At 42.5% G+C, this 26,398-nt stretch carries 20 protein-coding genes and 1 tRNA gene; 7 read left to right on the top strand and 14 right to left on the bottom strand.

Annotated features, from left to right (window positions below):
- The 8 genes from rpoB to C0582_01375 form a co-directional block, all read right to left on the bottom strand.
- A complete protein-coding gene (rpoB, locus tag C0582_01340; protein PLX30179.1) occupies positions 1 to 4,242 on the bottom strand; it encodes a DNA-directed RNA polymerase subunit beta in 4,242 nt (1,413 codons plus the stop codon).
- A gap of 114 nt (positions 4,243 to 4,356) precedes the next feature.
- Entirely contained in the window at positions 4,357 to 4,728 is a 372-nt protein-coding gene (locus tag C0582_01345) for a 50S ribosomal protein L7/L12 (protein ID PLX30180.1), read from the bottom strand.
- Positions 4,729 to 4,753: 25 nt separating this feature from the next.
- Positions 4,754 to 5,263: a 50S ribosomal protein L10 gene (locus tag C0582_01350; protein ID PLX30181.1), complete on the bottom strand. Its 510-nt coding sequence runs from the start codon at positions 5,261 to 5,263 to the stop codon at positions 4,754 to 4,756.
- A gap of 172 nt (positions 5,264 to 5,435) precedes the next feature.
- Complete coding sequence (locus tag C0582_01355; GenBank protein PLX30182.1) at positions 5,436 to 6,134, bottom strand: 50S ribosomal protein L1; 699 nt, start codon at positions 6,132 to 6,134, stop codon at positions 5,436 to 5,438.
- A gap of 3 nt (positions 6,135 to 6,137) precedes the next feature.
- Entirely contained in the window at positions 6,138 to 6,566 is a 429-nt protein-coding gene (gene rplK / locus C0582_01360) for a 50S ribosomal protein L11 (GenBank protein PLX30183.1), read from the bottom strand.
- 71 nt (positions 6,567 to 6,637) lie between these two features.
- A complete protein-coding gene (locus C0582_01365; protein ID PLX30184.1) occupies positions 6,638 to 7,168 on the bottom strand; it encodes a transcription termination/antitermination protein NusG in 531 nt (176 codons plus the stop codon).
- A 4-nt stretch (positions 7,169 to 7,172) separates the two neighbouring features.
- Positions 7,173 to 7,364, bottom strand: a complete 192-nt coding sequence (locus C0582_01370; protein PLX30185.1) for a preprotein translocase subunit SecE — start codon at positions 7,362 to 7,364, stop codon at positions 7,173 to 7,175.
- A gap of 61 nt (positions 7,365 to 7,425) precedes the next feature.
- Positions 7,426 to 7,501: transfer RNA gene (locus tag C0582_01375), tRNA-Trp, on the bottom strand.
- Positions 7,502 to 7,924: 423 nt separating this feature from the next.
- Here C0582_01375 and C0582_01380 point away from each other — a divergent pair.
- From C0582_01380 to mfd, 3 genes are all read left to right on the top strand, one after another.
- The gene (locus tag C0582_01380; GenBank protein PLX30186.1) at positions 7,925 to 9,877 is read left to right on the top strand and encodes a hypothetical protein; all 1,953 of its coding nucleotides are present in this window, start codon (positions 7,925 to 7,927) and stop codon (positions 9,875 to 9,877) included.
- 46 nt (positions 9,878 to 9,923) lie between these two features.
- A complete protein-coding gene (locus C0582_01385) occupies positions 9,924 to 11,237 on the top strand; it encodes a hypothetical protein (GenBank protein PLX30187.1) in 1,314 nt (437 codons plus the stop codon).
- A gap of 66 nt (positions 11,238 to 11,303) precedes the next feature.
- Entirely contained in the window at positions 11,304 to 14,819 is a 3,516-nt protein-coding gene (gene mfd / locus C0582_01390) for a transcription-repair coupling factor (protein ID PLX30188.1), read from the top strand.
- Here the strand turns inward: mfd and der are convergent.
- From der to C0582_01420, 6 genes are all read right to left on the bottom strand, one after another.
- Positions 14,803 to 16,158, bottom strand: a complete 1,356-nt coding sequence (der, locus tag C0582_01395; GenBank protein PLX30189.1) for a ribosome biogenesis GTPase Der — start codon at positions 16,156 to 16,158, stop codon at positions 14,803 to 14,805. The two genes, mfd and der, sit on opposite strands and share 17 nt — an antisense overlap.
- Positions 16,159 to 16,196: 38 nt before the next feature.
- Positions 16,197 to 17,573: a hypothetical protein gene (locus C0582_01400; protein ID PLX30190.1), complete on the bottom strand. Its 1,377-nt coding sequence runs from the start codon at positions 17,571 to 17,573 to the stop codon at positions 16,197 to 16,199.
- A gap of 28 nt (positions 17,574 to 17,601) precedes the next feature.
- Entirely contained in the window at positions 17,602 to 18,237 is a 636-nt protein-coding gene (locus C0582_01405) for a hypothetical protein (protein PLX30191.1), read from the bottom strand.
- Between the two features lie 81 nt (positions 18,238 to 18,318).
- A complete protein-coding gene (locus tag C0582_01410; GenBank protein ID PLX30192.1) occupies positions 18,319 to 18,729 on the bottom strand; it encodes a hypothetical protein in 411 nt (136 codons plus the stop codon).
- A gap of 1 nt (position 18,730) precedes the next feature.
- Complete coding sequence (gene mlaD, locus C0582_01415; protein PLX30193.1) at positions 18,731 to 19,183, bottom strand: outer membrane lipid asymmetry maintenance protein MlaD; 453 nt, start codon at positions 19,181 to 19,183, stop codon at positions 18,731 to 18,733.
- 42 nt (positions 19,184 to 19,225) lie between these two features.
- The gene (locus C0582_01420; protein ID PLX30194.1) at positions 19,226 to 19,561 is read right to left on the bottom strand and encodes a hypothetical protein; all 336 of its coding nucleotides are present in this window, start codon (positions 19,559 to 19,561) and stop codon (positions 19,226 to 19,228) included.
- A gap of 206 nt (positions 19,562 to 19,767) precedes the next feature.
- Here C0582_01420 and C0582_01425 point away from each other — a divergent pair, with 206 nt between their 5' ends.
- The 4 genes from C0582_01425 (at position 19,768) to C0582_01440 (ending at position 26,351) form a co-directional block, all read left to right on the top strand.
- The gene (locus C0582_01425; GenBank protein PLX30195.1) at positions 19,768 to 23,409 is read left to right on the top strand and encodes a ribonucleoside-diphosphate reductase, adenosylcobalamin-dependent; all 3,642 of its coding nucleotides are present in this window, start codon (positions 19,768 to 19,770) and stop codon (positions 23,407 to 23,409) included.
- Between the two features lie 111 nt (positions 23,410 to 23,520).
- Positions 23,521 to 24,468 carry an acetyl-CoA carboxylase carboxyl transferase subunit alpha gene (locus C0582_01430; protein ID PLX30196.1) on the top strand — a complete coding sequence of 316 codons (948 nt, stop codon included), beginning with the start codon at positions 23,521 to 23,523 and terminating at the stop codon, positions 24,466 to 24,468.
- 78 nt (positions 24,469 to 24,546) lie between these two features.
- Positions 24,547 to 25,254 carry a UDP-2,3-diacylglucosamine hydrolase gene (locus tag C0582_01435; protein PLX30197.1) on the top strand — a complete coding sequence of 236 codons (708 nt, stop codon included), beginning with the start codon at positions 24,547 to 24,549 and terminating at the stop codon, positions 25,252 to 25,254.
- 2 nt (positions 25,255 to 25,256) lie between these two features.
- Positions 25,257 to 26,351, top strand: a complete 1,095-nt coding sequence (locus tag C0582_01440) for an alpha-mannosyltransferase (GenBank protein PLX30198.1) — start codon at positions 25,257 to 25,259, stop codon at positions 26,349 to 26,351.
- The last annotated feature ends 47 nt before the right edge of the window (positions 26,352 to 26,398 follow it).

Here is a 26,398-nt window from a genome sequence, read left to right on the forward strand (position 1 = left end):
TTAAGCGTCTTTTGCAGATTGTGTGGACTTATCGTGGCTAACTTCTGGCATATCAATGTCAACAACACCTTTGTTGGCTTTCTTTTCAGAAAACTCTATGTTAAGCCCAAGAGATTTAATTTCTTTGACCAACACATTGAAAGATTCAGGTATACCAACTTCAAAGTTATTATCACCACGGATGATGGCTTCATACACCTTGGTCCGACCGGTCACATCATCTGATTTCACCGTTAAGATTTCTTGAAGGGTATAAGCAGCTCCATAAGCTTCCAGAGCCCAAACTTCCATCTCACCAAAACGCTGACCACCAAATTGGGCCTTACCACCAAGCGGCTGTTGAGTAACCAAGCTGTATGGACCAATGGACCGGGCGTGGATCTTATCATCAACCAAGTGGTGCAATTTCAGCATGTACTTGTATCCCACAGTGACTTTACGATCAAACGGCATACCGGTGATGCCATCATATAGCACGACCTGACCGGATGTATCCAAATCACCAAGCTTCAAGCAGGCATCGACGTCTTCAACAGTTGCCCCATCAAAAACCGGCGTTGCCATGGGCACACCCTTTTTCATGGATCTGATCAAGGCTGTTTTTTCCTCAGCTGAAAGAGCTTTAAGCTGTTTTTGCTCGTCAGGATTTGTGTAAATCTGAGTCAGGATGTGGTCCAACTCTTTTTGTTTACTCGCATCCTTTTCAACTGCCGTCAACATCTCGTTGATTTTGCGGCCAAGTCCGTTTGAGGCCCAACCCAAGTGGGTTTCAAGAATTTGACCAACGTTCATACGAGAGGGCAAACCTAGTGGGTTCAAGACGATATCAACAGGTGTTCCATCTTCAAGATAAGGCATGTCTTCAACTGGTGTAATCCGCGAGATCACCCCTTTGTTTCCATGACGACCCGCCATCTTGTCACCGGGTTGAAGTTTCCGTTTAACGGCAATAAACACCTTAACAGATTTCAAAACACCCGGGGCCAACTCATCGCCCATGCGGATTTTTTCAATTTTCTCTTGGAAACGACTTTCCAAAGCGTCCATCAATTTATCGTAGTCGGTCGTAATTTCCGTGAGGCTTTTTTGAGCTTTGGTGTCGTTCACAACAAACTGCTTCCATTGACCAGGAGTGAACTGATCCAGGGTGTCTTCAGAAATCTTGCCGCCAACTTTAACGCCCTTTGGCCCTTTAGAAATTTCTTGGTCCAAAAGTAGCAGTTTGAGTCGGTCATAAAAATTCCGATCGAGAATATTTTTCTCAGCCACTTTGTTTTTGTTCAGTTGGTCGATTTCACCTTGCTCAATAGCCAGTGTTCTTTCATCTTTATCAATACCTCGACGAGAGAAGACACGGACGTCGACAATGGTTCCTTTAACCCCTGGCGGCACACGTAATGACGTATCCCGTACATCGGAGGCTTTTTCACCAAAGATCGCACGCAATAGTTTTTCTTCTGGCGTTGAGGGCGTTTCACCTTTGGGGGTGACCTTTCCAACCAGAATATCTCCAGGCTTCACATCAGCCCCAACATAAACAATCCCCGATTCATCCAATTGGCGAAGCGCTTCATCTCCCATGTTTGGAATATCGCGGGTGATTTCTTCATTCCCCAGCTTGGTATCCCGAGCCACCACTTCAAACTCATCAATGTGAATGGATGTGAAGATATCATCGCTCACGACTCTCTCGGAGATCATGATGGAGTCCTCAAAGTTATATCCATTCCATGACATGAAAGCGACAAGGGCATTGTAACCCAAAGCCAGCTCACCGCGGTCGGTGGAAGGACCATCAGCAATCACTTTCCCTTTTTCAACACGTTCACCTACACGAACCAATGGTTTTTGGTTAATACAAGTTCCCATATTGGAGCGAAGGAATTTGTTGAGGTTGTAAATGTCAACACCCACGTCAACAGCGGCGGATTCACTGGCATCAGTTTTGATCACGATGCGGTTGCCGTCAACTTGGTCAACTATACCCGCATTTTTTGCCATCACAATAACGCCAGAATCCTCAGATACTGTTTTTTCCATTCCCGTTCCAACCAGCGGTGCTTCTGTTTTCAACAGGGGCACAGCCTGTCGTTGCATGTTTGATCCCATCAAAGCACGGGTCGGGTCATTATTTTCCAAGAATGGAATCAAAGATGTTGCAACAGAAACCAGCTGTTTGGGGGAAACTTCAATGTAATTAATGTCATCTTTCGCGACTTTGGTGAATTCACCATTCTGGCGACAGGTGACAAACTCACCTTGAATCATATTGTTGCTATCAATCTCAACATCTGATTGGGCAATGGCTGCACGACCTTCTTCAATCGCAGAAAGATAAACCACTTCGTTTTTAATCTTCCCTTTTTCAACCGGACGGTATGGACTCTCGATCAAGCCATACTTGTTGATTCGGGCAAAAGTCGCCAGGGAGTTAATCAAACCAATGTTCGGTCCCTCAGGTGTTTCAATCGGACAAATCCGGCCATAATGGGTTGGGTGAACGTCACGCACCTCAAAGCCTGCGCGATCACGAGTCAATCCACCTGGTCCAAGAGCCGACAATCTTCTTTTATGGGTAATCTCAGAGAGGGGGTTTGTTTGATCCATAAACTGAGAAAGCTGAGACGAGTTAAAGAAATCACGCAAAGCAGCTGAAACAGGTTTGGCGTTGATAAAATCGTATGGCATCACGGTTTCAAGATCGATGGAATTCATCCGCTCACGAATTGAACGTTCCATCCGTACCAAGCCAACCCGAATTTGGTTTTCAAGCAGCTCACCAACAGATCTAACCCGGCGGTTGCCAAGGTGATCAATATCGTCAATTTGCCCTTTACCATCTTTCAGTTCACAAAGTGTTCGGACAATTGCAAGAATGTCATCTTTTTCAAGAACAGTTTGCTCCAGGTCAGCTTCAACGCCTAGGCGGGCATTCGCCTTAACACGCCCAACTGGAGAAAGATCGTAACGGTCTGGGTCAAAGAACAAGGCTTTGAAAAGAGCCGCAGCACCTTCCAGTGTGGGGGGTTCACCTGGGCGCATCACTCGGTAAATATCGAGAAGGGCTTCTTCACGGGTGTTGTTTTTATCAGCAAGCAACGTGTCACAAAGAGCCGGGCCAACGTTTACATAATCAATATAGAGCGTGTCGACTTTTTTAAGCTTTTGCTCAATGATGGCATCAAAAATGTCGCGGGTGATCTCTGCACCTGGCTCTGCAATCACTTCACCTGTCGCAGGGTCTGTGATTTGTGAGGCAAGACGTTTTCCAAGCAGGTCATCTTGCGGCATCAAAATTTCGCGATCCCCTTCTTCCGTCAGCTTTTTCAACGTACGAGGGGTTAATTTTGAACCGGCTTCAAGAATCACATCCTTTGTTTTGGCATCAATCAGGTCGCGGGCAACCTTAACGCCGCGCCAGCGGTTGGCAATAAAGGGAACCTTCCAATCTGAGCCTGAGGATTTATATTCAACAACATTGTAAAAAGTCCGCAGAATTTCCTCACGAGACATACCCGGGATATCGTGTTCGTTAACGTCTTTGCCTTTTTTAACAAGCTCTTCATGTTTTTTTACGCCGGCGGCGCTATCAAGGGCCATTAATATGCAGGTCGCAAGAATTTTACGTTTACGGTCAATTCGAGCGTTCAAGTGATCTTTGGCATCAAATTCAAAGTCTAACCAAGATCCACGGTTTGGAACCACCCGCGCATTGAAGAGGAGCTTTCCAGAGGCATGTGTTTTTCCGTCATCGTGGCCAAAGAATACACCGGGGGAGCGATGCATCTGGGAGACGATAACACGTTCAATCCCATTGATAATGAACGTGCCATCAGCTGTCATGAGGGGGATGTCAGCTAAATAAACATCTTGTTCTTTTATATCTTGGATTGTTTTGGTGCCTGCTTCTTCATCGATTTCCCAAACGATTAAGCGTAGAAGACCACGCATTGGGGAAGCATAGGTATAGCCCCCGCGAATACATTCATCAGGCTCATGTTTGGGTGCTTCAAAAGCATAGCTAACATATTCGATTTGCGCACGGCCTGAGTAATCTGAAATAGGGAAAACAGACTTCATAATGCCCTGCAACCCAACATCTTTTCTTTTTTCAACGGGCGTGTCAAGTTGGAGGAAAGTGTTATAAGAGTTGATTTGGGTTTCAATTAGATTTGGAATTCGTATGGCATCTTGGATTTTGCCAAAGTTTTTTCTTAAGATACGTGCAGTTGAAGCGACCATTTCCCCTCGCAAAAAATTTAACTTGTGATTTCTATACTAAAAAATGAGAGAAAGGCAAGCTTATAGTAGAGCGCCTTTCACTCATTTAAAAAGATAGATAGGTGTTAAGATCGATTACTTGATCTCAACAGTGGCACCAGCAGCTTCCAGTTTACCTTTGATGTCATTAGCTTCATCTTTAGATACACCTTCTTTTACAGCCTTAGGAGCTGCTTCAACAAGATCTTTCGCTTCTTTTAAGCCAAGACCAGTGATGCCGCGAACTTCTTTAATGACGTTAATCTTTTTCTCGCCAGCAGCTGCCAAGATAACATCAAATTCTGTTTTTTCTTCAGCTGCAGTTTCAGCAGCAGGGCCCGCAGCAGCAACGGCAACAGGCGCAGCGGCAGAAACGCCCCAGTGATTTTCAAGTTCTTTAACAAGCTCTGCAGCTTCAAGAACAGTTAGTTCAGATAAACTATCAACGATTTTTTTTAAGTCAGCCATGATTTATACTCCTTTTAAAATTGATTTATGACTTTTTGCTATAAGCAGAAATAACCTGCGCGAGTTGACGAGCAGGTGTTCCGACAATAGAAGCAACTTGTTGAGCTGGGGTTGTAATAACCGCCATGATTTTCGCACGAAGTTCATCGAGCGATGGTAGTTGTGACAAGGCAATAACTTGATCTTTCGACATTACCTTATCCGGCATACTCCCAGAAATAATTTCAAGCTTTTCATTCTTCTTTGCATACTCAACAGCAATGCGCGCTGCGGCAACGGGGTCTGCAGAGAATGCAAAAGCAACAGGACCTTTAAGATCTTCAATGACGCCCGAGAATGATGTGTCTTTAAGAGCAATCTTAGCAAGGGAGTTTTTAACGACCTTGAATGAAACGTTTTCCGCACGCATTTTGCATCTTAAATCAGTGACTTCTGCAACAGTTAAGCCGTTTGGTTTTGTGACGACCAATAATCCGGCAGAATCAAGATTGAATTTGAGTGACTCAATAAAATTAATTTTGTCGGTTCTATCCACAATGGACTCCTTTTATAATTTATAACGAAAAATGCCGGACAATAAGAACACTTATAAAATTTGAAGTATGTCTCATGTTGGTTTTTTAACTGGATACGCCCAGACCTACAATCTTCGACAGCCCTATAAAAAGCAGTATGATGTACTCTTTATAGGGTATCAGAAGATTTTGTCAAGCAGATTTATAAGCGCTCAAGTCAATTTTCATGCCAGGGCCCATGGTTGAGCTCAGGCTGATTCCTTTGATGTAGTGACCCTTGACGCCGCTTGGTTTATTTTTGATAATCACATCGATGAAAGCAGCAACGTTTTCAGCCAATTTCTTAGCATCAAAACTTAATTTACCGATTCCAGCGTGAATAATACCGTTCTTTTCGGTGCGGTATTCAAGCTGCCCACTTTTAGCAGCTTTTACTGCTTCAGCAACATCCGGTGTAACCGTGCCAAGCTTAGGGTTTGGCATAAGACCACGTGGCCCCAAAACCTTTCCAAGCTTACCAACAGTAATCATCATGTCTGGCGTTGCAATACAGCGATCAAAGTCTGTAAAACCACCTTGGATTTTTTCAGCAAGGTCATCAGCGCCCACAATATCAGCACCCGCCTTTTTGGCAGCTTCGGCTTTATCATCTTTGGCAAAGACAGCAACTTTCACGTTTTTTCCTGTTCCATTAGGCAGTTGGATAACGCCACGCAGGTTTTGATCTGCTTTCCGAGGATCAACATTCAAGTTCATTGATATGTCTAGAGATTCATCAAAATTCTTTGATCCGTGCTTTTTGAGCGTGTTCAAAGCATCCTCAATGCTGTACCGAGTCAGTACGTCAACCTCTGAGTATGCTGCTCTTAATTTTTTTCCAGTTTTAGGCATGTCTTACTCCACAACTTCAACGCCCATCGAGCGCGCTGATCCTTCAATCATCCGACCTGCAGCATCAATATCAGCTGCATTTAGATCATCTTTCTTTTTTTCCGCAATATCAAGTACCTGCGCTTTGGTTATTTGACCAACGAACAAACGTCCGGGTGCTTGAGACCCTTTGTTCAACTTGATTGCTTGTTTGATCAAATAGCTTGCCGGTGGCTTTTTGGTTATAAAGCTAAATGTGCGGTCTGCGTATACCGTGATCACAGTTGGAAGGGGCGTGCCTGGTTCTTCATTGCCTGTTGCAGCATTAAAGCCTTTGCAGAATTCCATGATGTTTACCCCTTGTTGACCCAGTGCTGGACCGATCGGAGGGGAGGGGTTTGCTTTACCAGCAGGGATAATCAGATTGATATACCCTTGTATTTTTTTTGCCATAGTTTACCTCATTTATGGTTGGCTGTGGTCCGATGATGACATCCATCTCCCACATTTATATTGGTGTTGGCTTAGACTTTCTCAACTTGAGTGTAATCTAAATCAACGGGGGTTGAGCGTCCGAAAATGGAAACGCTCACCTTTAAGCGGCATTTGTCAGAATCAACTTCTTCCACAACACCGCTGAAAGTTGCAAAGGGGCCATCGCTGACCTTCACTTGTTCACCGATTTCAAAACTAAGGTCTGACATGGGGGCTTCAACGCCTTCTTCCATTTGTTGCAATAGGCGTTCGGCCTCTTTCTTGCTAATGGGAGAGGGTTTATCTTTTGTTCCGAGGAATCCAGAAACTTTGTTAATGCTTTTAACAGCGTGCCAAGCTTGGTCGGTGAGATCCATCTGAACCAGAATGTAGCCTGGGAAAAAGTTTTTCTCCCGGGTGTATTTTTTACCCCGACGTACTGCAGTCACTTCATGAGAAGGAATCAGGATGTCTCCAAAGCTTTCTTGAAACCCTTTTTTTTCAATCAGGTCTAGCAATGCTTCTTTAACTTTGTTTTCAAAACCAGAATGGACGTGAACAACGTACCAGCGTAATGCCATAGGGTTATGCTCCTAAGCTAAGAATGAGTTTAATAATGCGTGAGAGAACTTGGTCAACAAGTAAGAAAAAGACCGCTGCCATAGCAGCTAAGATGCAAACCATAACGGTTGTGATGATTACTTCTTTACGTTTTGGCCAGGTAATTTTACCAGCTTCGCGTCTGATTTGGCGGATATACTCAACGGGACTAATCATCTATGTTTCTCAATCGTTCACTTTTAATTATCAATGTGACACTACGATGTCAAATTTAAATTGGCAGGAGCAGAGGGACTTGAACCCACAGCCTTCGGTTTTGGAGACCGACGCTCTACCAATTGAGCTATACTCCTACAGACTACTTGGTTGTATAGCTGACCTTATGAGTGAATGCAACCTTTTGTAGATTTCTATCTTGGTCTTATTTGAGGCTCCTTCAAGAAAAAAATTGAAAGATAGAAGTAGATCGCTACTCTAGATATCATGAAGTTTAATTTTAGGGTTCTGAAAATTAAAAACGAGATAACAATCTTTTTAAAGGGTTCATAGTGCACCTCCCTCAAGTCTTTGAATTGGGGTTTATAACTGGTTGACTTTTCCATCTAAAGTTTTTACACGTGCATCATATTTGGTAGGAAAAAATGAAAAAAGTAGAATTACTTATTTTTTTAAGTTTTGTTGTAATTTGCGCAGACTTGAAGTCAATCACAACAGCTTAGTTTGTTAGAGAATGCCCTGCAGCTAAAAGAGAATTACCCAGAGACGACTTAGAGCTTTTGGCTTCTGCTCTTCAAGGCAAGCATTGGAAATCAGGGATATCAAATTTAATCAACGCGTTTAAACAGGTGAAAAAATCGGCACGTCAAGAAGTTATTGATAGTTTGTTCCATCTTCGTAAAGAGCATATAAAATCAAGCACGCTTGCGAAACTCATTAACGGTATTGTGACAGTTGAACCTGGCCATCGAAAGGAAGTTGCCCAGTCTGCGAGAGATTTGGTCAAGTATTGTGAGGGCATTTCTGAGGTTCAAAATTTAATAAATATTTTAGCTAAAATCCCACCAGGACAAAGAGTGAGAGTGGCCGAAAAAGTTTTAGAGAGATCTTCAAAAGAAGAGAGTTATGATTCAGTCGCATCTAAGTTAGCCCATGAATCTTCCATCCCATTAGCAGAGGCAGAAGAAACGACTTCCAAAACAGAGGAAGGAGGAACATATCCCGGTTGCTGGAAGGCTCTTCCTATGGATGAGAAGGCGGTTGTTATGGACTGGGTTCGGTTCTTTTTAAACGAATCTTCCCCTAAGAAAATCGAGAAATTTGTTGAGAAATTCATTAGAGGGGTGCTCTTAATTCCAGAACAGAGACGTTCTTCGTTGCTTGAATCTATTAAAGATCGTCATATGAAGAATTTTTATATCTCTTATAATTACTCTTATAAAACTAACCTTCTGGATCCTCGCAAGATTAAAGATTTTTTTATTAGGATTATTAATCTAACGCCGAGTCATTCAAAAAGAGAAGTCATAGAAGCCGTTTTTTCGGAAAGATTCTTTGATGAATTATTTCGTTTTCAAGTAAATTCAACTTTTGATGAGCTTGTAAAAGCCCCTGCAGAAGAACAGGGAGAAGTTGCTATGTTAGCGTGGAGTATAGGTGAAGAAAAGTGGAATATAGGTGGCGTAAATTTGGCTAAAAATTTTGAATTCATCTTAGCGCTTCAGCCAGAAACAAGGCTTAGTATTAAGGATTATATTAGAGGTCAGCCGTCTATTGTTGATATTACGGAAACTATTAAAAGACAGGAAAATCCGCATGAACAGATGAGAACTATCAAGTTGTTCCACGCTGTTTCGGATCATTTTACGGTAAAAGAAGTTTTTGATAATATTAGCAAAGAACTTCCCCAACTTAATGATCATCAAATGGGATCATGGATGAATACTATAAAAACTATCCTTGAAAAGAAATTCGAATTTAACCCTATAAAAAGAGCCGCCCTTGAGAAGCTGATCCAACCTTTGTTGGAAGTACCTGAAGAGCAAAATAGAGTAGAATTCGCCAACAAGCTCTATGAATTTACGGATTTTAGTAATTCAAATTATTTTTGGGCAAGTCGAGCTTTATCTGATTCAAATTCTTTTTGGACAAGTAGCGCCTTATCTGGTTCTATTGATATCCTGCAGCGCTTTCGAGCCCAAGAGCGCTTTGAGGTTTTACAAACCTTAATTATTCTTATTCAGAAGAATGGTCATGGTCTGGAGGACTTTAACACTATATTGTCTAACATGGTTGAGCGAGTACAAGCTATTCCTACGGGTAGACGCTTGCCCGTGGCGCAAGCGGCACAAGAAATTGGTCAACGACTAGGAGGAGAGGCGCTCACTCAAGGGATTTTTACTTCCTTAAGCCGAATAACGGATGAAGGCTTGCAAAGCCAGATGATAGATATGTTTCGGGAGCACCCTACTTCTTTTATGTCCTATTACTGTAATATAGACAGGCTAAGAAATACTGAGTTATTGATTCCATATGCTAGTGCAGTAATGAATGGATATGTAGCCGCAGAAGCCGAAAGGCAAGAGGGAGCAAGATTGGATTGGGATCTTATTGCATCCAATGCCTGCAAGTGGTTATGCCACCACGGCAAGAACCCCAGTTTCATCAAGGTAGAGTTGCCCCGCGCCGGGGACAAGCCTATGAAATTCATGATGCAACTGAGTCTCTGGTGACTTATGGAGCGCGGAAAATAACGGTTTACAAGGCATACAAGAAATTTTGATCAGTATTGAGGGTGTTGTTAAAATGCCTTTGCGTCGTTGCCTTCAAGAAATGAGGGGGCTCCCAAAACGTCAAGAAGATCGGAGAGATGTTAATAGTGCGTTGGCTAAAGCATATTATAACCCTGATGCACAAGAGAGCTTAGCGTATTCAGATATCATCACGATACTTCTTGGTTATGTCTGGCCTTACATGAAAACACTCTCTCGTGATACACAGCGTGCTTGGCTTAAATTAGCTGTGGATGAGGCAAGGATGGCATATGATGGAACTTATGGTTTGAGTTTGAGTTGCTCAAAGGGCATTCAAGAACGTTTAGTAGTGACAGGATTTGAATCGTTTTTAGCTGATGTTGATCCGCGTTTAATAGGGCTTTCTACTTTTGCAAAAATGTCTGCCACAGATTTTGAAGGACTTTTTCAGCCTGCCTTAAGATCTTTGCCGAAAGCCAGTTATGAAAAAATTCTAAGAATTCATCAATCTGATGCAACAAAAAGGTGGTTTCAAAACCTTTTTCAAGAGGCGCTTTTATCTCTAGCTCATGACGTGACAGAGTTCGGTGTTGATGCACTTCAATTGGCTGAAGATTTCGCTTGTGCCGAAAAATTTCAGTCTGAGGTGAGAAAATATGCGGAGTTATATGCTAATCCTGAATATCAGAAGCTTGATGAACTAAAAACTTTAGCAACCAGAAAGATTTCTGAAATAAATGAGAGAGAGCAGGAAGATCCTACAATGACTGCTTCTCATTTGCTTTCAGCTACGGGAGAGGGGGTGGCTATCCATAAACGGTCTCTCTTTTTACGTTATCGTGAACATAAAATTACTAAACCTCTTATCGTTGAAAAAAGCTATCAGCAAGCAATAGAAAGTCGAGAGGCGGGTGATTTTCAAAGTGCATTTGAGAAGTTCCTTTTCCATGCAGTTTACTTGGACAATCCCAAAGCTATGTATAATATTGGCTTCATTCTTTATAAAAAAGGTGACCTAATCTCAGCGCATGAATGGATGTCAGCTGCAGCTGGTCATGGATTGGACTCCTCAAAGCAAAGTTTAAAAAAACTTGTTATAGAACTAGAGTGCACAGAGGCAAATGAAGAAATGGCAGCAAGGCTCTTTCTTCAAAAGGATCAAAGCACTCTGATTTTTATTCGTGGAGGATGGGCTCCTATTGCTGAAGGAAATATCTTTGAAAGCTATGAAAGTATGAATGATCATGAAATCCTTCAAACAATCGCTTTCAGCAAGAATCCAGGAGTGGCCTTAAGGTACACGGCTTTACACGAGGAGGATCAAGTTGAACTGTATTAAGATTCACTTTTATTTAAAACCTTCAACTCTCTAGCCTTCTTGGGCCAGTTATGATACTCAAACATCATGTTTTTCAAAGAGCTCAAAAAAGTAGATTCTGAGACGTCGTCTCCCGTGACGCTAAGCAATGTTAAGCCAGGTGCTTTGCCCCTAGCGCTTGCCGATTTAATAACAAATTCAGCGCACGCAGGCGTTCAGGTCATTGTCTGCCAGGATAATAATCAGATGGCGGACTTGATCCAGGAAGTCTTATATTTGATGCCGCAGCTGCAAACGCATTCGTTTCCAGAATGGGATACCATCCCCTATGATCGGGTTAGTCCCAGCCAAGAAATCATGGCAACCCGGGTACAGACCCTAGGAGAGCTCGCCAAAATAAGGCGGAATGGCGTTCAGGAGAAGAAATGTTTTTTCACAACAGTTCGGGCCCTCACTCAAAAGATTGTCTCTCCTGAAGAGTTTGTCTTTGATCAGCTGACGCTCAGTCCCGGCGATTACTGTGATCGAGAAAAGTTAATCACGCAAATGAGTGAATTGGGGCTTGAGAGAGTGGAAGTTGTCCGTGAACCGGGCAGTTATGCTGTGCGTGGGAACTTAATTGATGTTTACACCTTTGATGCGCTTGACCCCATACGAATAGATTTTTTTGACGATGAGATTGAAGGGTTTAAAACTTTTGATCCGATGACTCAACGGTCCATTGAAGACTGTTCATCGATTCGCTTGGGCACAGCAACTGAACTTCATTTAACGCCCAAGGCGGCGGATCACTTTAAAATAAAATATATACAACAGTTTGGCGCCAAGGCTGGTTCAGATACCCTGATTGAGGCACTTCTTCAAGGTGGGAACCCCAATGGCATTGAGCACTGGTTGCCGCTTTTCTATAATCGTATGGTCTCTTTTCTGGATTGGCTACCCAAAGAATCAGAAATCATTTGCTATGGGTCTGTTGAAGAGCAGGGCACATTCTTTCACAATCAAGCGGTTGATTACTTTACTCAACGCCATCAAAATCTAACAGAGCATTCTAGCAGCAATCAAATTGAGCAAAAGAATATCTATCGCCCGGTTCCCCCTCAAGATTTTTTTATCAGTGGTGCTGACATTAAGGCGCACATATCTTCGTTCAAAGAAATTAACATTCTCAATCATGATGCCGAGCCAGCTATTAACCTTCATACGAAAACGCCGATTTTCTCTCAAAAAAGTCCCCTGAACACCCTGGCCGAGTCCATTCAAACCTATCAGGGTCCAACAATTGTATCGGTGGGCAGTGAAAAACAGCTGAAACAATTGGCTCTAGGATTAGGGTCGATGGATATTTCTTTGGTCTCCAAGAAGAATATCACAAACGCCCTGAAGAGTTTTTCGTCACATGAAAAAAATACCTACAGTATCGTTTCGCCGTTAAGGCGCAGTTTCCGATCAGAGCACTATCAGCTGTTAACCTATCAAGATCTTTTTGGTATCAGCCAAGCGCGGGGACGTGTCAAAAGAAGCAACAAAGAAATTTCACTACAGGATATCAATGCTTTCGAGGTTGGGGATTATTTGGTTCACCGTGACCACGGTGTGGGCCGTTTCAGTGGATTGGTGGTGCTTGAGCTGAATGGGCAGGATCATGATTGTGTGATGCTCGATTATGATGAGGGGGCAAAGCTATATGTGCCGGTTGAAAATCTTGATGTTTTAACCAAATATGCCGGCCAAAATAGCGAGGTTGTCCTAGATCGATTGGGCGGCACGCAGTGGCAAAAACGCTCGGCTAAAGTTAAAGAAAAAATATTCGAAGTAGCTGGTGTTTTGATGCAAACGGCTGCCAAAAGAGCGTTGGTTCATAAGTCTCGCTTTGATATGTCGTTGCCCCTGTATCAAGAGTTTTGTCAACAATTCCCGTACGATGAAACATCGGATCAATTAGTGGCCATTCAACAGGTTGAGGACGATCTGACCAAAGACACGCCCATGGATCGCCTGATTTGTGGAGATGTGGGCTTTGGGAAAACAGAGGTTGCCATGCGTGCCGCCGCCCTGGCAGCCTTGAATGGTTATCAAGTTTTGGTATTGGTGCCAACAACAGTCCTGGCTCAACAGCACGAAAAGAGTTTTCAAAAGAGATTTGAAGGATTTGGGTGTCGCATTGCCCAGCTATCACGGTTTGTAAAGCCTGCGCAGAAAAAAAGAACAATTGACGCTCTCAAAGAGGGCCGTTTGCAAATTCTTGTGGCGACCCATGCAGCGCTGAGTCCAAAAATTTCTTTTCATAACTTAGGATTAATTGTGATTGACGAAGAACAACACTTTGGTGTGATGCAAAAAGAACATCTCAAAACGCTCTCTCCAAACGTCAATATCCTTTCGATGTCGGCAACGCCGATTCCGAGAACATTGCAACTGGCTGTTGCAGGCGTGAGGGGGCTCAGTATGATTGCCTCCCCCCCATTAGATCGGTTGGCGGTGCGCTCACAAGTCATGCCGTATGACGGTCTGATTATCCGGGAAGCTATTTTGTGGGAAATTCAACGTGGCGGCCAAATATACTTTGTTTGCCCCCGATTAAAAGATCTGGATTTAATGGAGCGTAAGCTTAAAAAACTGATTCCACATCTGCGGTTAGGAGTTGGCCATGGTCAACTTTCTGCTTCAGATCTTGATGATGTAATGGAGAATTTTTATCAAGGAAAATTCGATGTGCTGCTTGCAACAAACATTGTTGAATCAGGATTGGATGTGCCCAATGCAAATACACTGATCGTTTATCGGGCAGAATACTTTGGCCTCTCTCAGCTCTATCAATTGAAAGGGCGTGTTGGTCGAAGTAAAAAACGGGCTTATGCTTTTTTCATGACAGAAAACAGTACATTAAATGAGAAAAAAGCCTATCGACGACTCGAGGTGATTCAGAGCCTTGATCGGCTCGGTGCCGGCTTTAGTGTCGCTAGTCATGATATGGATCTGAGAGGTGCAGGAAATCTTGTTGGTAAAGCGCAGTCAGGTCACATCAAAGAGGTGGGCTATGAGTTGTATCAACAATACTTGAATGAAGCGATTGAGACTTTGAAAGCAAACGCTTTGGAAAATCCTGAAAAAGAGACTTTCAAAGACTCGGGGTCTCTTAGCCCTCAATTGAACTTAGGAGTTAAAATCTCCGTTCCTAAAGAATATATCCCTGATCTTAATGTCAGAGTAGGCATTTATCGTAAGCTATCAGAGTTCACCAATTTCAAAGATCTTGAGGAGTATAGAGAGGAGCTGATAGATCGCTTTGGGGCGCTTCCAGTAAGTTTAGAAAATCTCATTGCCACCATTCAGGCAAAAATTTTATCGCTTCGTCTTAAAATCTCTCGAATCGAGCGGGGAACAAAAGCAATTGCCATTACTTTTAATGAACGCATTCCACCCAATATTGAAGACATCGTTGCGATTGTCTCAAAGAATCCAACGCTTTATCAGCTAAAGCCAAACGGAAAACTGCTTTGCTTTCTGAGCTCCTCTCAAAAACAAAACATTTTGGAGAGTGTGAACGCTCTATTAATGACGATGAATGAGGCGCTTACAAGCACTAGTTGTAAGGGTTAAGGCCTTTTTTGAGACGAATCCGAATGGGAAGGCCCACAAATCCAAAAGTTTTTGACAAACTGTTTTCTAAGAACTTCACATAACTCCCAGGCAAATCTGCCGTATTATTAGAAAAAATAATAAACTGCGGGGGTCGCGTTTTGATTTGGCTCATGAATTTTAATTTGATGCGGCGTCCTTTGGAGAGAGGAGGAGGGTGAATGCTTTGAGCATCCATCAGCCATTGATTGAGTTTATGCGTTGAAATGCGCTTGTTCCAATCCTTATATAAAGAAGAAATGTCTTCGAACAAGGAGTTAAAATTCTTTTTATCCAGCGCTGACAAATAATGAATCTTAGGGTTTTTCAGTTGAGCAAGAGAGTGGCTGAGCGTATGGTTAATATCTTTTTTGATTTCATCGAGTTTTTTGGCACCATCAGAGCAGAGATCAATTTTATTAACCACAAGAATAAGAATACGCCCTTCCTCCACCACACGGCGGGCGATGGTCAAATCCTGTTGTTCAAAGGGCTGCGTCACATCAACAATCAATAAAACAACCTGAGCAAACTTAATGGTTCTGAGGGCATCTTTAACAGCGAGTGCTTCAGGGACTTCTTTATCCCGGCTCTTTCTTCGAATACCTGCGGTATCAATCAGCCGTAAGTGTCTATCTTTCCACATAAACGGAATTGAAATGGCATCTCGTGTGCTGCCGGCAGTTGGGCTTGTGATCAGACGATCTTCATGGAGTATCGCGTTAATGAGCGTGGATTTTCCCACATTGGGGCGACCAACAATTCCAATTTGTATTTCCGGCTTTTGGGTAAAAATATCAGTCTCAGAATGATCTTCTGAGCTCTGTTTCAGTGAATCTAGCAGATCAAATATCTTGTTGATGCCGTGGCCCTCTCGTGAAGAAATGAATAAGGGATCCGAATATCCAAGTTGATAAGTATCGTGGGTTTGTGCACTTTTAGATTCAACCTTGTTCGTCAAAAGAACCACGGGCTTGCCCAGTGTTCTTAGCCACAGAGAGATTTCTTCATCTTGAGGTAGGATGCCTTCAACCGCATCAACCACAAAAAATATCAAGTCAGATTGATCCACTGCTTGCCTGGTTTTTCTCTCCATGGTTTGAGAAAGTTCATCATTGGCAAAGCGACTAATACCGGGGGTGTCAATCAGTTTAAAAGAGGCAGTAGCCGTATCTTTCAGCTCAACGTCAATAATCGCCTCACGCCAATCGCGCGTCATGCCAGGCATTTCATTAACCAAGGCCAACGGCTTACCGACAAGTCGATTAAAAAGCGTCGATTTCCCTACATTGGGACGACCTACAAGAGCAATTGTTTGCATATTTTAAAGCCAGGTTATAAAAGCGCCAACATTATTAATCACACCAATGCCGTTAATTTACCGGTTGCGCTTAATAGAAGGGCCTTGTCTTTTACAAGAACAGGGGCAAAGATAAAACTTTGATCATATTGATCAGCCTCAAGTATTTGTCCATCTTGTGGTGAAAGGAAGTTTATATCACCAACGCTGGAGACAACCATGAGCCGACCACCAGACATAACAGGCCCATACCATTGAATGCGGTCTTTTTTCTTTTTCTCGTCCTTAAACATTTTCAGGGCATGCACCCAGACAATCTTTCCAGAGGAACGTGTTAAGCAAACCAAATCGTTTGAAGAAGTGATCATATAAACAAAGCTCTCAGTAACGAAAGGTGTTTGTGTGCCCCCCATGGGTTTTTGCCAAACACGTTGACCAGTCGACAGATCGATGGCAGTTGTTAAATCTCCGTGGGAAACTGCGATGATCAGATCTCTATCGATCACAGGATTGCTGAGGAATTGGCATATGATGGATTTTGAATCAATGGTTCGATAGGACATGGCCGAATCACGCCAGAACTCCAGGCCATTTGCTGGGTGGAGAGAGCACAACTCACCCGATGAGAAAGGCGCAATGACAGTCGATTGATAAACCGCAGGGACCGGGCTTCCAGCAAAGCTTACGGCTTCTTCCCGTGCACTATATGTCCATAAAATACGACCGGGCTCTTTATCAATGGCATAAATCTTATTGTTTGATGTTAAAACATAAACCGTGTTTTGATTCACAAGAGGGCTGGAACGGATTAAGTCGGGTAAACGGATGTACCATCCAAGGTCACCATCTTTAGCGGCGGCTTTGGCAATCACGCCGTCTGGATAGCTGGCATACAAACTTTTGCCCTCGATATCGAGGGCAAGCCCACCACCAATGACCTCTCCATGAGAACCAACATGGTTTTTACCTGTATATCCCTTGGTTTTAGATTTGCTTTTAACATTTTCGTCATCCCCATCAAGAAGCGTGTTTTTGTGCCACAAAAGCTTACCATCGTCCAAGGCGCGGCATTCAATTTTGTTGTACGCGTCCATGGTGTAAATAAACTGTCCATCGGAAATGGGTGGGGATGTTATGGCCCGCGTTGAACTATTTCCTCTCCCAATTGATTCTTGCCACTGAACTTTCCCTTGCAAGTTTTGGCGTGCATGAGGGACTTTGTGCGTGGGATGAAAGCCATTTTGTGGCCATGCGTTAATGACCTCTGCGGGGGGGAGTGTTACTTCAATTGCGCTCGGGTCAATGTCAACGCGAAGCATAACTTCAGACTCAAGGACAGAAAGGCGATTGCCAGGAAGGCGTGGTTTGTGTGGATCACTACAACTGGTCAGTAAAAGGCCTATCAGGCTAAGGAGGTACAGCGTTTTGTGGGTCATTTTTCAACCTTTGTCTTTGTCATTTAGATTATAGCGCAGCAAGAATAAATTCAGCGCGATGTTTAATGTCAGCAGGTGCTTTGGCGTTATGGATCACTGTATGAAGTGCTTCCTTGGCTTTGTCAATGTTTCCCTTTTTCAGGTGAAGCGCGGCCATTAGCTCAAGCGCAATAACATGCCAAGCAGACGAGGGGTCAAGGCTGTATACACGGAGCATCTGTTCTGTTTGATCAAGATCAACATCAAGATCAATATTAACTTGTGCTAAGCGAAGCTGGGCGATGGTCTTAAATTCAGAATTAGAGGTTTTTTCGATGGTTTTTAATAAAATTTCACGCGCCTGGCTCAGATCATTGTTTTTCTGGTAGAGGGTTGCGCCATAAAATTTAACAAGGTCAGCATAAGTATACCCGCTTTTCTTTGCAATGGTTTCCAGGTTTTTAAGGGCCTGAGTTGTATTGGTATTCATCATGGCCGAATATAAACTGCGGGCGGCATCTGTTCGCGCCTCATTTTGCCTCGATTTGTAAAAAAAATACCCAGCAACGGCTAAAACAATTAGGAAAGTAATGTTTGAAATCTTTTTCTTATTCTTTTTGTAAAAAGTAATGAGCTGGTCTTTTCGAACATCAAAGCTAATTTCATCATTGTTGATTTCGTTCATAAGTTTTAAGTCCTTTACGTATCAGTTTTTTGAAATAAACTACCACGCGCCGCCAAAATTTACAGTCTATTTTTTAACTTTTTAGCTTTTATCGACAATGCAAGATTTAACCGTAATGTGATATTGCGGGTGATTGAATGGGTTTAATGCCGGGGCGCTTGCAAACATCCAGTTTCGATACAAAATTTCAGGAACAGAGGTTTGAGCTTTGTCATCTGTAGGCGTTTTTTGATCGATGATTTCAAAATAAGCTGTTGTCTCTGGTTTTTCTTCCGGGGAACTTTCAAAACAGGCTTGAGCTCTGATTGAGAGCGTGCCAATGGTTGCAGGTTCATCCATGAATGCTGTGAGTTCATACTTTTTGTTGGTGAGCTTATCAAGAACCACCAAAACCACCCCTTTTTTGGAAAAAGTAGGTTCAATATACTTTGCTGCCTTTGATGGTAAAAAGGCACTGAAGGTTATGAGAAGAAGGGTGAGTCTGATAGCCATACTATTTTTCTTGTTTTTTATCTTGACTAAAAACCATTTGTCCAATCAAGGATTCAAGATTAACAGACGATTGTGTGTGTTCGATAACATCACCATTTTTCAAGGTCTTGTCATCCCCGCCTGGAGTGATTGCCAAATATTTACCGCCTAATAATCCATCACTTACAACGGCTAAAGAGCTGTCGAATGGAATTTTGAGCTGAGAAGGAAGGTGGATCATGACCTTGGCCATATATGTTTTTTGATCAATTTCAAGGGAAGAAACCGTTCCAACTTTAATCCCACTCATGCGAACATCACTGCCCTTATTAATGCCATCAACCTTCGTAAAAAATCCTGAAATACGGTAGCCATCAACAACTTGGTGGTCGCGGGTGTATCCAAACCAAAGTATATAGGACGCTAAAGCTAATACAAGCGTGCCGATCAAAGCTTCAACAAATTGTGATTGCATTCTATACCTCGTTCTATATCAGACTAACTATACCTTATTTTTTTAAGGTGTCCATGGTTGATAGAAAGATTGTGTATTCAAAGGAGCAGGTTTATGGGCCAGATTCGTCCCAGATAAATTAGGTTTTCTTGGTTTTTGCCATGACTGTATGTTTGTATTTTGGGGAGGGTCATTAAATGTATTCTGTAACCAAGAGAGCCAAGCTGTTGGAATAACGGTTGGATCTAGGCCTTTTGCGTAAAGGACCCATCGTATGGTATCCCCTTTTTTAGACCGTTTCTCATAATATCGGTTACCTTGATCATCAACGCCAATTTGTTTGCAAAGGCGGAAAATTTCTAATACCTTTGTGCGATATTTTTCAATAAAAGTAGTCATGAATCCATTGAGTCATATTTTTTATTTAAACACAATAAAAAAGACTTGATCTTGTAGGTGGATCCATTTTATAAAACTATATATAGTTAAAAAATAAACAAAAAAGCACAATATATTGTTTTTTCTGGACTTTAATTTTCAAGTCAGAGGTAACACACTGATGCGGCTTATTTTTTAAAAAAACAACACGAAAGGGACTTGCTGCTATGAAATTCGAACGCTATTTTACCAAAGGTTTGAAAGATGCTTATGAAGGCATTGTATTTAAATCAACCACGTCTGAAATTCGCAATCCAGATGGTACAGTTGTTTTTAAAGCTGATAACGTTCAAGTTCCTAAGTCTTGGTCTCAGGTAGCGGCTGATATTATTGCTCAGAAATATTTCCGTAAAGCAGGCGTTCCAAAGTATCTAAAAAAGTACGCGGAAAAAGGTGTTCCAGAGTGGCTTCAGCGCCGCGTTCCGGATGAAGAAAAGCTTTCAAAAGAATTCAAAAATAAGAAAGAGTGGTTCACGGGCGAAACCGCTGCACGTCAAGTTTTTGATCGTTTAGCTGGAGCATGGACATACTGGGGCTGGAAAGGCGGATATTTTTCCTCTGAAGAATCTGCCCGGGTTTTCTATGACGAAAATAGAAAAATTCTTGCCTCGCAAATTGCCGCCCCGAATTCACCACAATGGTTTAATACCGGGCTCCATTGGGCTTATGGTATTACAGGGCCTGCTCAAGGACACTATTATGTTGATCCTGAATTTGAAAAAGTGACAAAGGCAACCAGTGCATACGAACGTCCTCAACCACATGCGTGCTTTATTCAAAGCATTCAAGATGATTTGGTTAACCCGCAAGGGATCATGGACATGTGGGTGCGTGAAGCGCGGCTGTTTAAATTTGGATCTGGCACCGGAACAAACTTTTCTGCCTTACGGGGAAGCGGTGAAAACTTGTCTGGCGGCGGTCGTTCTTCTGGTTTGATGAGTTTTTTGAAAATTGGGGATCGGGCTGCAGGTGCCATCAAATCCGGGGGAACAACCCGTCGGGCTGCAAAAATGGTGACTTTGGACGTCGATCATCCTGATATTGAAGAGTTTGTGAACTGGAAGGTGATTGAAGAACAAAAAGTAGCAGCGCTTGTGGCAGGATCCAAACAACTCAAAAAGAATCTTTCTAAAATTCTTGATCTTTGCTCTGAAGAAAACGGGGGGCCAGATCCTCACAAAAACCCTGAGCTGAAGCAAGCCATTAAAGAGGCTCAGAAAGTTAGTATTCCTGAAAACTATATTCAGCGGGTTCTACAGCTGGCGAGTCTTGGGAAGACCGACATTGACCTTATAGAGTTTGATACAGACTGGACCTCAGAAGCTTATGTAACCGTATCGGGCCAAAACTCTAATAACTCTGTGCGAGTTAGTAACGAGTTTTTGAGAAAGGCTCTGAACCAAGAAGAATGGAATTTGATTCGTCGCACAGATGGTGACGTCTATAAGTCTATATCTGCAAACAAGCTCTGGGATGATATTTGTTATGCTGCTTGGGCATGCGCAGATCCAGGAATCCAATTTGATACCACCATCAATGAATGGCATGCATGTCCCAAGGATGGGCGCATTAATGCCTCAAACCCTTGTTCGGAGTATATGTTTCTAGATGATACGGCCTGTAACTTGGCCTCAATCAATCTCATTAAATTTTATGAGCAAAAAAACGATGGCACGCCTGTTTTCGATGTTGAGGGCTATGAATATGCCATTCGCATTCTGACCGTTGTTCTTGAAATCGCTGTTTATATGTCGCAACTCCCCTCCAAAGAAATTGCTGAGGGCACCTATAACTACAGAACCCTTGGGTTGGGATATGCCAACATTGGTGGATTGCTAATGTCAATGGGCCTGCCTTACGATAGTGATGAAGGACGTGCTTTAGCAGGAGCGTTGACAGCGATTATGACTGGTCTTTCATACGGAGCATCTGCAGACATGGCCAAAGAAATGGGGCCATTCAAACGATTTGCTCAGAACCAAAAAGACATGCTGCGGGTTATGAAAAATCATCAACGGGCGGCTTATGGTCATGAAAAAGGATATGACCGACTTGATATCTTGCCTGTAGCACTTGATCACAAAAATTGTCCATTGCCGCAGTTGCTTGAAAGAGCAACCCATGCTTGGGATCAAGCTGTTGCAAAAGGTGAGCAGCATGGGTATCGAAATGCGCAGGTGACTGTCATCGCGCCAACGGGAACAATTGGTCTTGTCATGGATTGTGACACAACGGGAATTGAGCCTGATTTCGCCCTGGTTAAATTTAAAAAACTTGCCGGCGGCGGATACTTTAAGATCATCAATAATATGGTGCCAAATGCCCTTCGAGCGCTGCATTACTCTGAAGAGGAAATCCATGACATGATTCAATATGCAACGGGGCATGGAAGCTTAAAAGAGGCCCCTGGCATTGATCATGAAAAATTAAAGCTCAAAGGTTTTGATGAGGCGTCTTTGGAAAAAATTGAGGGTGCTCTTGAAAAAGCATTTGATATTAAGTTTGTTTTTAATAAGTGGACCCTTGGTGAAGATTTTTGTATCGAGAAACTTGGCATCAGTGCTGAAAAATTGAATGATCCAAATTTTGATATGCTGCGTCTCTTCGGGTTTTCGAGCGCTGAAATTAATCAAGCCAATACATACTGTGTTGGTGCGATGACCCTAGAAGGTGCACCGAACTTGAAGCCAGAACACCTGCCAATCTTTGATTGTGCAACCCCGTGTGGAAAAATTGGTAAGCGGTTCCTCTCAAGTGAAAGCCACATTCGTATGATGGCCGCGGCACAGCCTTTCTTATCTGGTGCTATTTCCAAAACCATCAATATGCCAAACCACGCATCCATCAAAGATTGTAGCGATGCCTATTTGCTTTCGTGGAAGCTAGGGCTTAAGTCCAATGCCTTGTATCGGGATGGGTCTAAACTTTCTCAAGCGCTTTATGGCAATTTCTATGATGACGATGAAAGCGAAAGTGAGTCTGAAGAAAACCCACAAGCCCAAACAGTTAATATTGTTGAAAAAATCATTGAGCGTGTCGTTCATCAAGCTGAGCGACGCGTCCTGCCAACACGCCGTAAAGGCTACACTCAAAAAGCCAAGGTTGGGGGGCACAAGGTTTATCTTCGCACAGGTGAATATGAGGACGGCAAATGTGGTGAAATCTTTATTGATATGCATAAAGAGGGCGCTGCCTTTAGGAGTTTGATGAACAATTTTGCAATGGCAATTTCAATTGGGCTTCAATACGGCGTTCCTCTTGAAGAGTATGTTGAAGCCTTTACCTTCACTCGTTTTGAACCTGCAGGCCGTGTTGAGGGTAACGATGCTATCAAAATGGCAACCTCAATCTTAGATTATATTTTCCGAGAGCTGGCGGTTTCTTATTTGGGTCGCTCTGATTTGGCACATGTTGATTTAAGCGATATGTCGCCCTCTAGCATAGGTGAATCTGTTGCTTCAACGCACAATGACCAACAAGATCAAATTGACATTTCACAACAAATTCTAGCGCAGGCAAGTAACGGATTTGTTCGGAATAACCTCTATGTCTTGAGCGGCAGCGCTAATGCTTTCTCCTCAGTGGCTGCTAGTACAGCTGGTGGTGAAGCGTCAGTTACAACTGCAACAACAGTTGTGCATTTAGCAAATGCTAAGAAAGCCACAAGCTCTGTTTCTGATAAAGTGACTCAGGCACGAATTCAGGGATACGAAGGGGATGCTTGCTCGGATTGTGGTAATTTTACGCTTGTTCGTAATGGGACGTGTCTGAAGTGTGACACCTGTGGAAGCACAAGTGGTTGTTCTTAAAAAACGCTATGCTTGATAAAAATTAAGGGGCTATGTGCCCCTTTTTTTCATTAAAGTCTATTCAAAAGTGAATAAAAAAGGTAATAAAAACTAAATTCAAGTGGTAAGAAGATGCAAGTACTGGACTTTGAAAACCCAATAACTGAATTGGATCAAAAAATTCAAGAACTGAGCCGTATGTCTAATGATGGCAAGATTGATATCTTGCAAGACATCAGTAATCTTCAAAAAAAGCGGGATAAACTTCTTCGTGAAACATATGAGAATTTGACACCCTTTCAGAAGGTGCAAATTGCCCGTCACGTAGATCGGCCCCATTTCAAAGATTACATAAACCACATGACCACTGATTTTGTTGAGCTCTCGGGAGATCGCCTTTTTGCTGAAGATGCGGCTATTTTAGGCGGTCTTGCTCGTATAGAGGGGCGCACAATTATGATTATGGGCCATGAAAAGGGCAGTGATCTTGACTCTCGTTTGAAGCATAATTTTGGTATGCCATTACCCGAGGGCTATCGCAAAGCTCAGCGCTTGATGAAGCTTGCTGAGCAATATCAAATACCGATCGTAACCATTGTAGACACGGCTGGTGCATATCCTGGGATAGGTGCTGAAGAACGCGGGCAATCAGAAGCCATTGCCAAAAGCATTGAAACTTGCTTGTCAGTAACTGTTCCAATTATTTCAGTGATCATTGGGGAAGGGGGCTCCGGTGGTGCGATTGCTATTGCAACGGCCAATAAGGTGTTCATGCTAGAACACTCTATTTATTCAGTTATTTCTCCTGAAGGGTGTGCCTCTATTTTATGGAGAAGCCGTGAGAAGAAAGAGGAGGCTGCAGAAGCCCAGAAGCTGACAGCACAAGATTTAAAGCGCCTTAATATTATTGATGATATCATCAGTGAGCCTCTTGGGGGTGCGCATCGAGATTCCAAAAAAACAATCCTAAATGTTAAAAAAATGATCACAGAACAGCTTGATTCATTGAGTCGCCTGCGCGGCAGCGCGCTTAAAAGTCAGCGATCAAAGAAGTATCTACAAATGGGAAAAAAAGTTTAAACTCTTTTTTCAAAATAGGGGCACGAAAAGTATGACTTTTTGTTTGCCTTTTTTGGGTGAGGTATCATACTAACCACCATGAAATATAGAACCGTCTTCATTTCTGATATTCACTTGGGCACTCATGGGTGCAGAGCTCATGATTTGCTTACGTTTCTAAATAATATGGAATGTGAAACACTTTATCTTGTTGGGGATGTGATTGATGTTTGGGCTTTGAAATGGCATTTTCATTGGCCTGAAAGCCATATGAATGTTTTGCAAAAGTTTCTTGATATTGCAAATAGCGCAACAAAAGTCAAACTTATCCCAGGAAATCATGATGAACTATTTAAAGATTTGGTTGGCCTGCGGTTAAGCAATATAGAAATTCTGCTTGAAGATACGTTTGTTTCAAAAAAAGGCAAAAAATACCTTGTGATGCATGGAGACAAGCATGATGTTTTTCATGTTCATTTTAAATGGATCTCTAAACTATGCACGCGGTTTCAAAGCCGAAGTGAACGCTTTGGCGCTTATTTCAGCTCAAACCATAAGGTGAGCAAAAAACTAAAAGGGGTTGTCAAAAACGCAGCCAGGCATATTAATAGATTCGAAAAAGCGATTGTCAAAGAAGCCAAGAACCGTGGATACGATGGTGTGTTATGTGGGCATTTTCATTCTCCGGCACAAAAGATGATTGATGGCATTGAGTATATTAATGATGGTGACTGGGTCCAACACCGTACAGCTTTTGTCGAAGAGCTTGATGGGACAATGAAGTTGCTTGATTTTAAGGATCTTTAATTGTGAAGAAGAGTCTCACTCGACCACAAAAAATTCAACGGTTATTGATTGCAACTGATGCATGGGCGCCGCAGGTCAACGGTGTTGTAAGAACCTATGAGCGTTTAGTCAGCGAGTTGGTACAAAAAAATATAGACGTTTATGTTGTAGAGCCAAGTCAATTTAAAACCATTCCTCTTCCAGGGTACAGCGAGATTAAATTATCTTTGGTTTTATCGAACCAAATCAACGATTTGATCCTAGAAAAACAACCAGATCATATCCATATTGCAACTGAAGGGCCAATAGGCATGGCCATGAGGCGATATTGTATGCGTCATTCGCTCTCTTTTACCACGTCCTTCCATACTAAATTTCCTGAGTATATTGAAGCGCGCACAATGATTCCAAGTCATATTAGCTATCACTTACTCAGGCGCTTTCACAATGCTGCAACAGCCGTCTTTGTCTCGACAAAATCACTTATGAAAACACTTGAGGAAAAGGACTTCAAAAACCTTAAATTATGGCCTAAAGCTGTGGACACAAAAATTTTTAGACCGAAGGAAATAAACAAACAAGATTTTCTTCATTCGGTTTCCACAAAACACGCTCAAATAAACCTTCACCCAAAATCTCCTATTTTTCTTTATGTTGGGCGTGTCGCAATTGAGAAAAATATTGAGAGCTTTCTGGCATTAAATACAAAAGGGTTAAAAGTTGTAGTTGGAGAAGGGCCTCAAAAAAACGAATTAGAAAGAAAATTTTCTGAAGCCTTGTTTGTTGGGCAAAAAACTGGAGAAGATCTTGTTGATTGGTATAATGCGGCGGATGTATTTGTTTTTCCATCTATGACAGATACATATGGAAACGTCATTCTTGAAGCTCTGGCTTGTGGCCTTCCTGTTGCTGCCTATCCTGTGACAGGGCCGATTGATATCATTGATCAAGGAATAACGGGTTATTTGAGCTGGGATTTAGATACTGCTGTGCAATCTTCTTTGAAACTTAAATCGGATGCTTGCATGAAAGCAGTTTCCGCGAACACATGGCATTATGTTAGTGAAAAATTTCTTGAAATTTTAAATAGCACGAGAGTGCACCTAACCATCCACTGATATACTGTTTTTTTTATTTACATTTATTGCATGATCAAATAGCTTGT

This window comes from Alphaproteobacteria bacterium (assembly GCA_002869105.1).
Classification (GTDB): domain Bacteria; phylum Pseudomonadota; class Alphaproteobacteria; order UBA7879; family UBA7879; genus UBA7879.

Bases quoted from the DNA above. Each gene is read 5' to 3' on its own strand.
- C0582_01355 (PLX30182.1), bottom strand. From the start codon at position 6,134: ATGCCTAAAACTGGAAAAAAATTAAGAGCAGCATACTCAGAGGTTGAC.
- C0582_01365 (PLX30184.1), bottom strand. From the start codon at position 7,168: ATGGCATTACGCTGGTACGTTGTTCACGTCCATTCTGGTTTTGAAAAC.
- C0582_01425 (PLX30195.1), top strand. From the start codon at position 19,768: ATGAAATTCGAACGCTATTTTACCAAAGGTTTGAAAGATGCTTATGAA.
- mlaD (PLX30193.1), bottom strand. From the start codon at position 19,183: ATGCAATCACAATTTGTTGAAGCTTTGATCGGCACGCTTGTATTAGCT.
- C0582_01400 (PLX30190.1), bottom strand. From the start codon at position 17,573: ATGACCCACAAAACGCTGTACCTCCTTAGCCTGATAGGCCTTTTACTG.
- C0582_01410 (PLX30192.1), bottom strand. From the start codon at position 18,729: ATGGCTATCAGACTCACCCTTCTTCTCATAACCTTCAGTGCCTTTTTA.
- C0582_01430 (PLX30196.1), top strand. From the start codon at position 23,521: ATGCAAGTACTGGACTTTGAAAACCCAATAACTGAATTGGATCAAAAA.
- C0582_01345 (PLX30180.1), bottom strand. From the start codon at position 4,728: ATGGCTGACTTAAAAAAAATCGTTGATAGTTTATCTGAACTAACTGTT.
- C0582_01370 (PLX30185.1), bottom strand. From the start codon at position 7,364: ATGATTAGTCCCGTTGAGTATATCCGCCAAATCAGACGCGAAGCTGGT.
- C0582_01420 (PLX30194.1), bottom strand. From the start codon at position 19,561: ATGACTACTTTTATTGAAAAATATCGCACAAAGGTATTAGAAATTTTC.
- der (PLX30189.1), bottom strand. From the start codon at position 16,158: ATGCAAACAATTGCTCTTGTAGGTCGTCCCAATGTAGGGAAATCGACG.
- C0582_01405 (PLX30191.1), bottom strand. From the start codon at position 18,237: ATGAACGAAATCAACAATGATGAAATTAGCTTTGATGTTCGAAAAGAC.
- rpoB (PLX30179.1), bottom strand. From the start codon at position 4,242: ATGGTCGCTTCAACTGCACGTATCTTAAGAAAAAACTTTGGCAAAATC.
- C0582_01435 (PLX30197.1), top strand. From the start codon at position 24,547: ATGAAATATAGAACCGTCTTCATTTCTGATATTCACTTGGGCACTCAT.
- rplK (PLX30183.1), bottom strand. From the start codon at position 6,566: ATGGCAAAAAAAATACAAGGGTATATCAATCTGATTATCCCTGCTGGT.
- mfd (PLX30188.1), top strand. From the start codon at position 11,304: ATGTTTTTCAAAGAGCTCAAAAAAGTAGATTCTGAGACGTCGTCTCCC.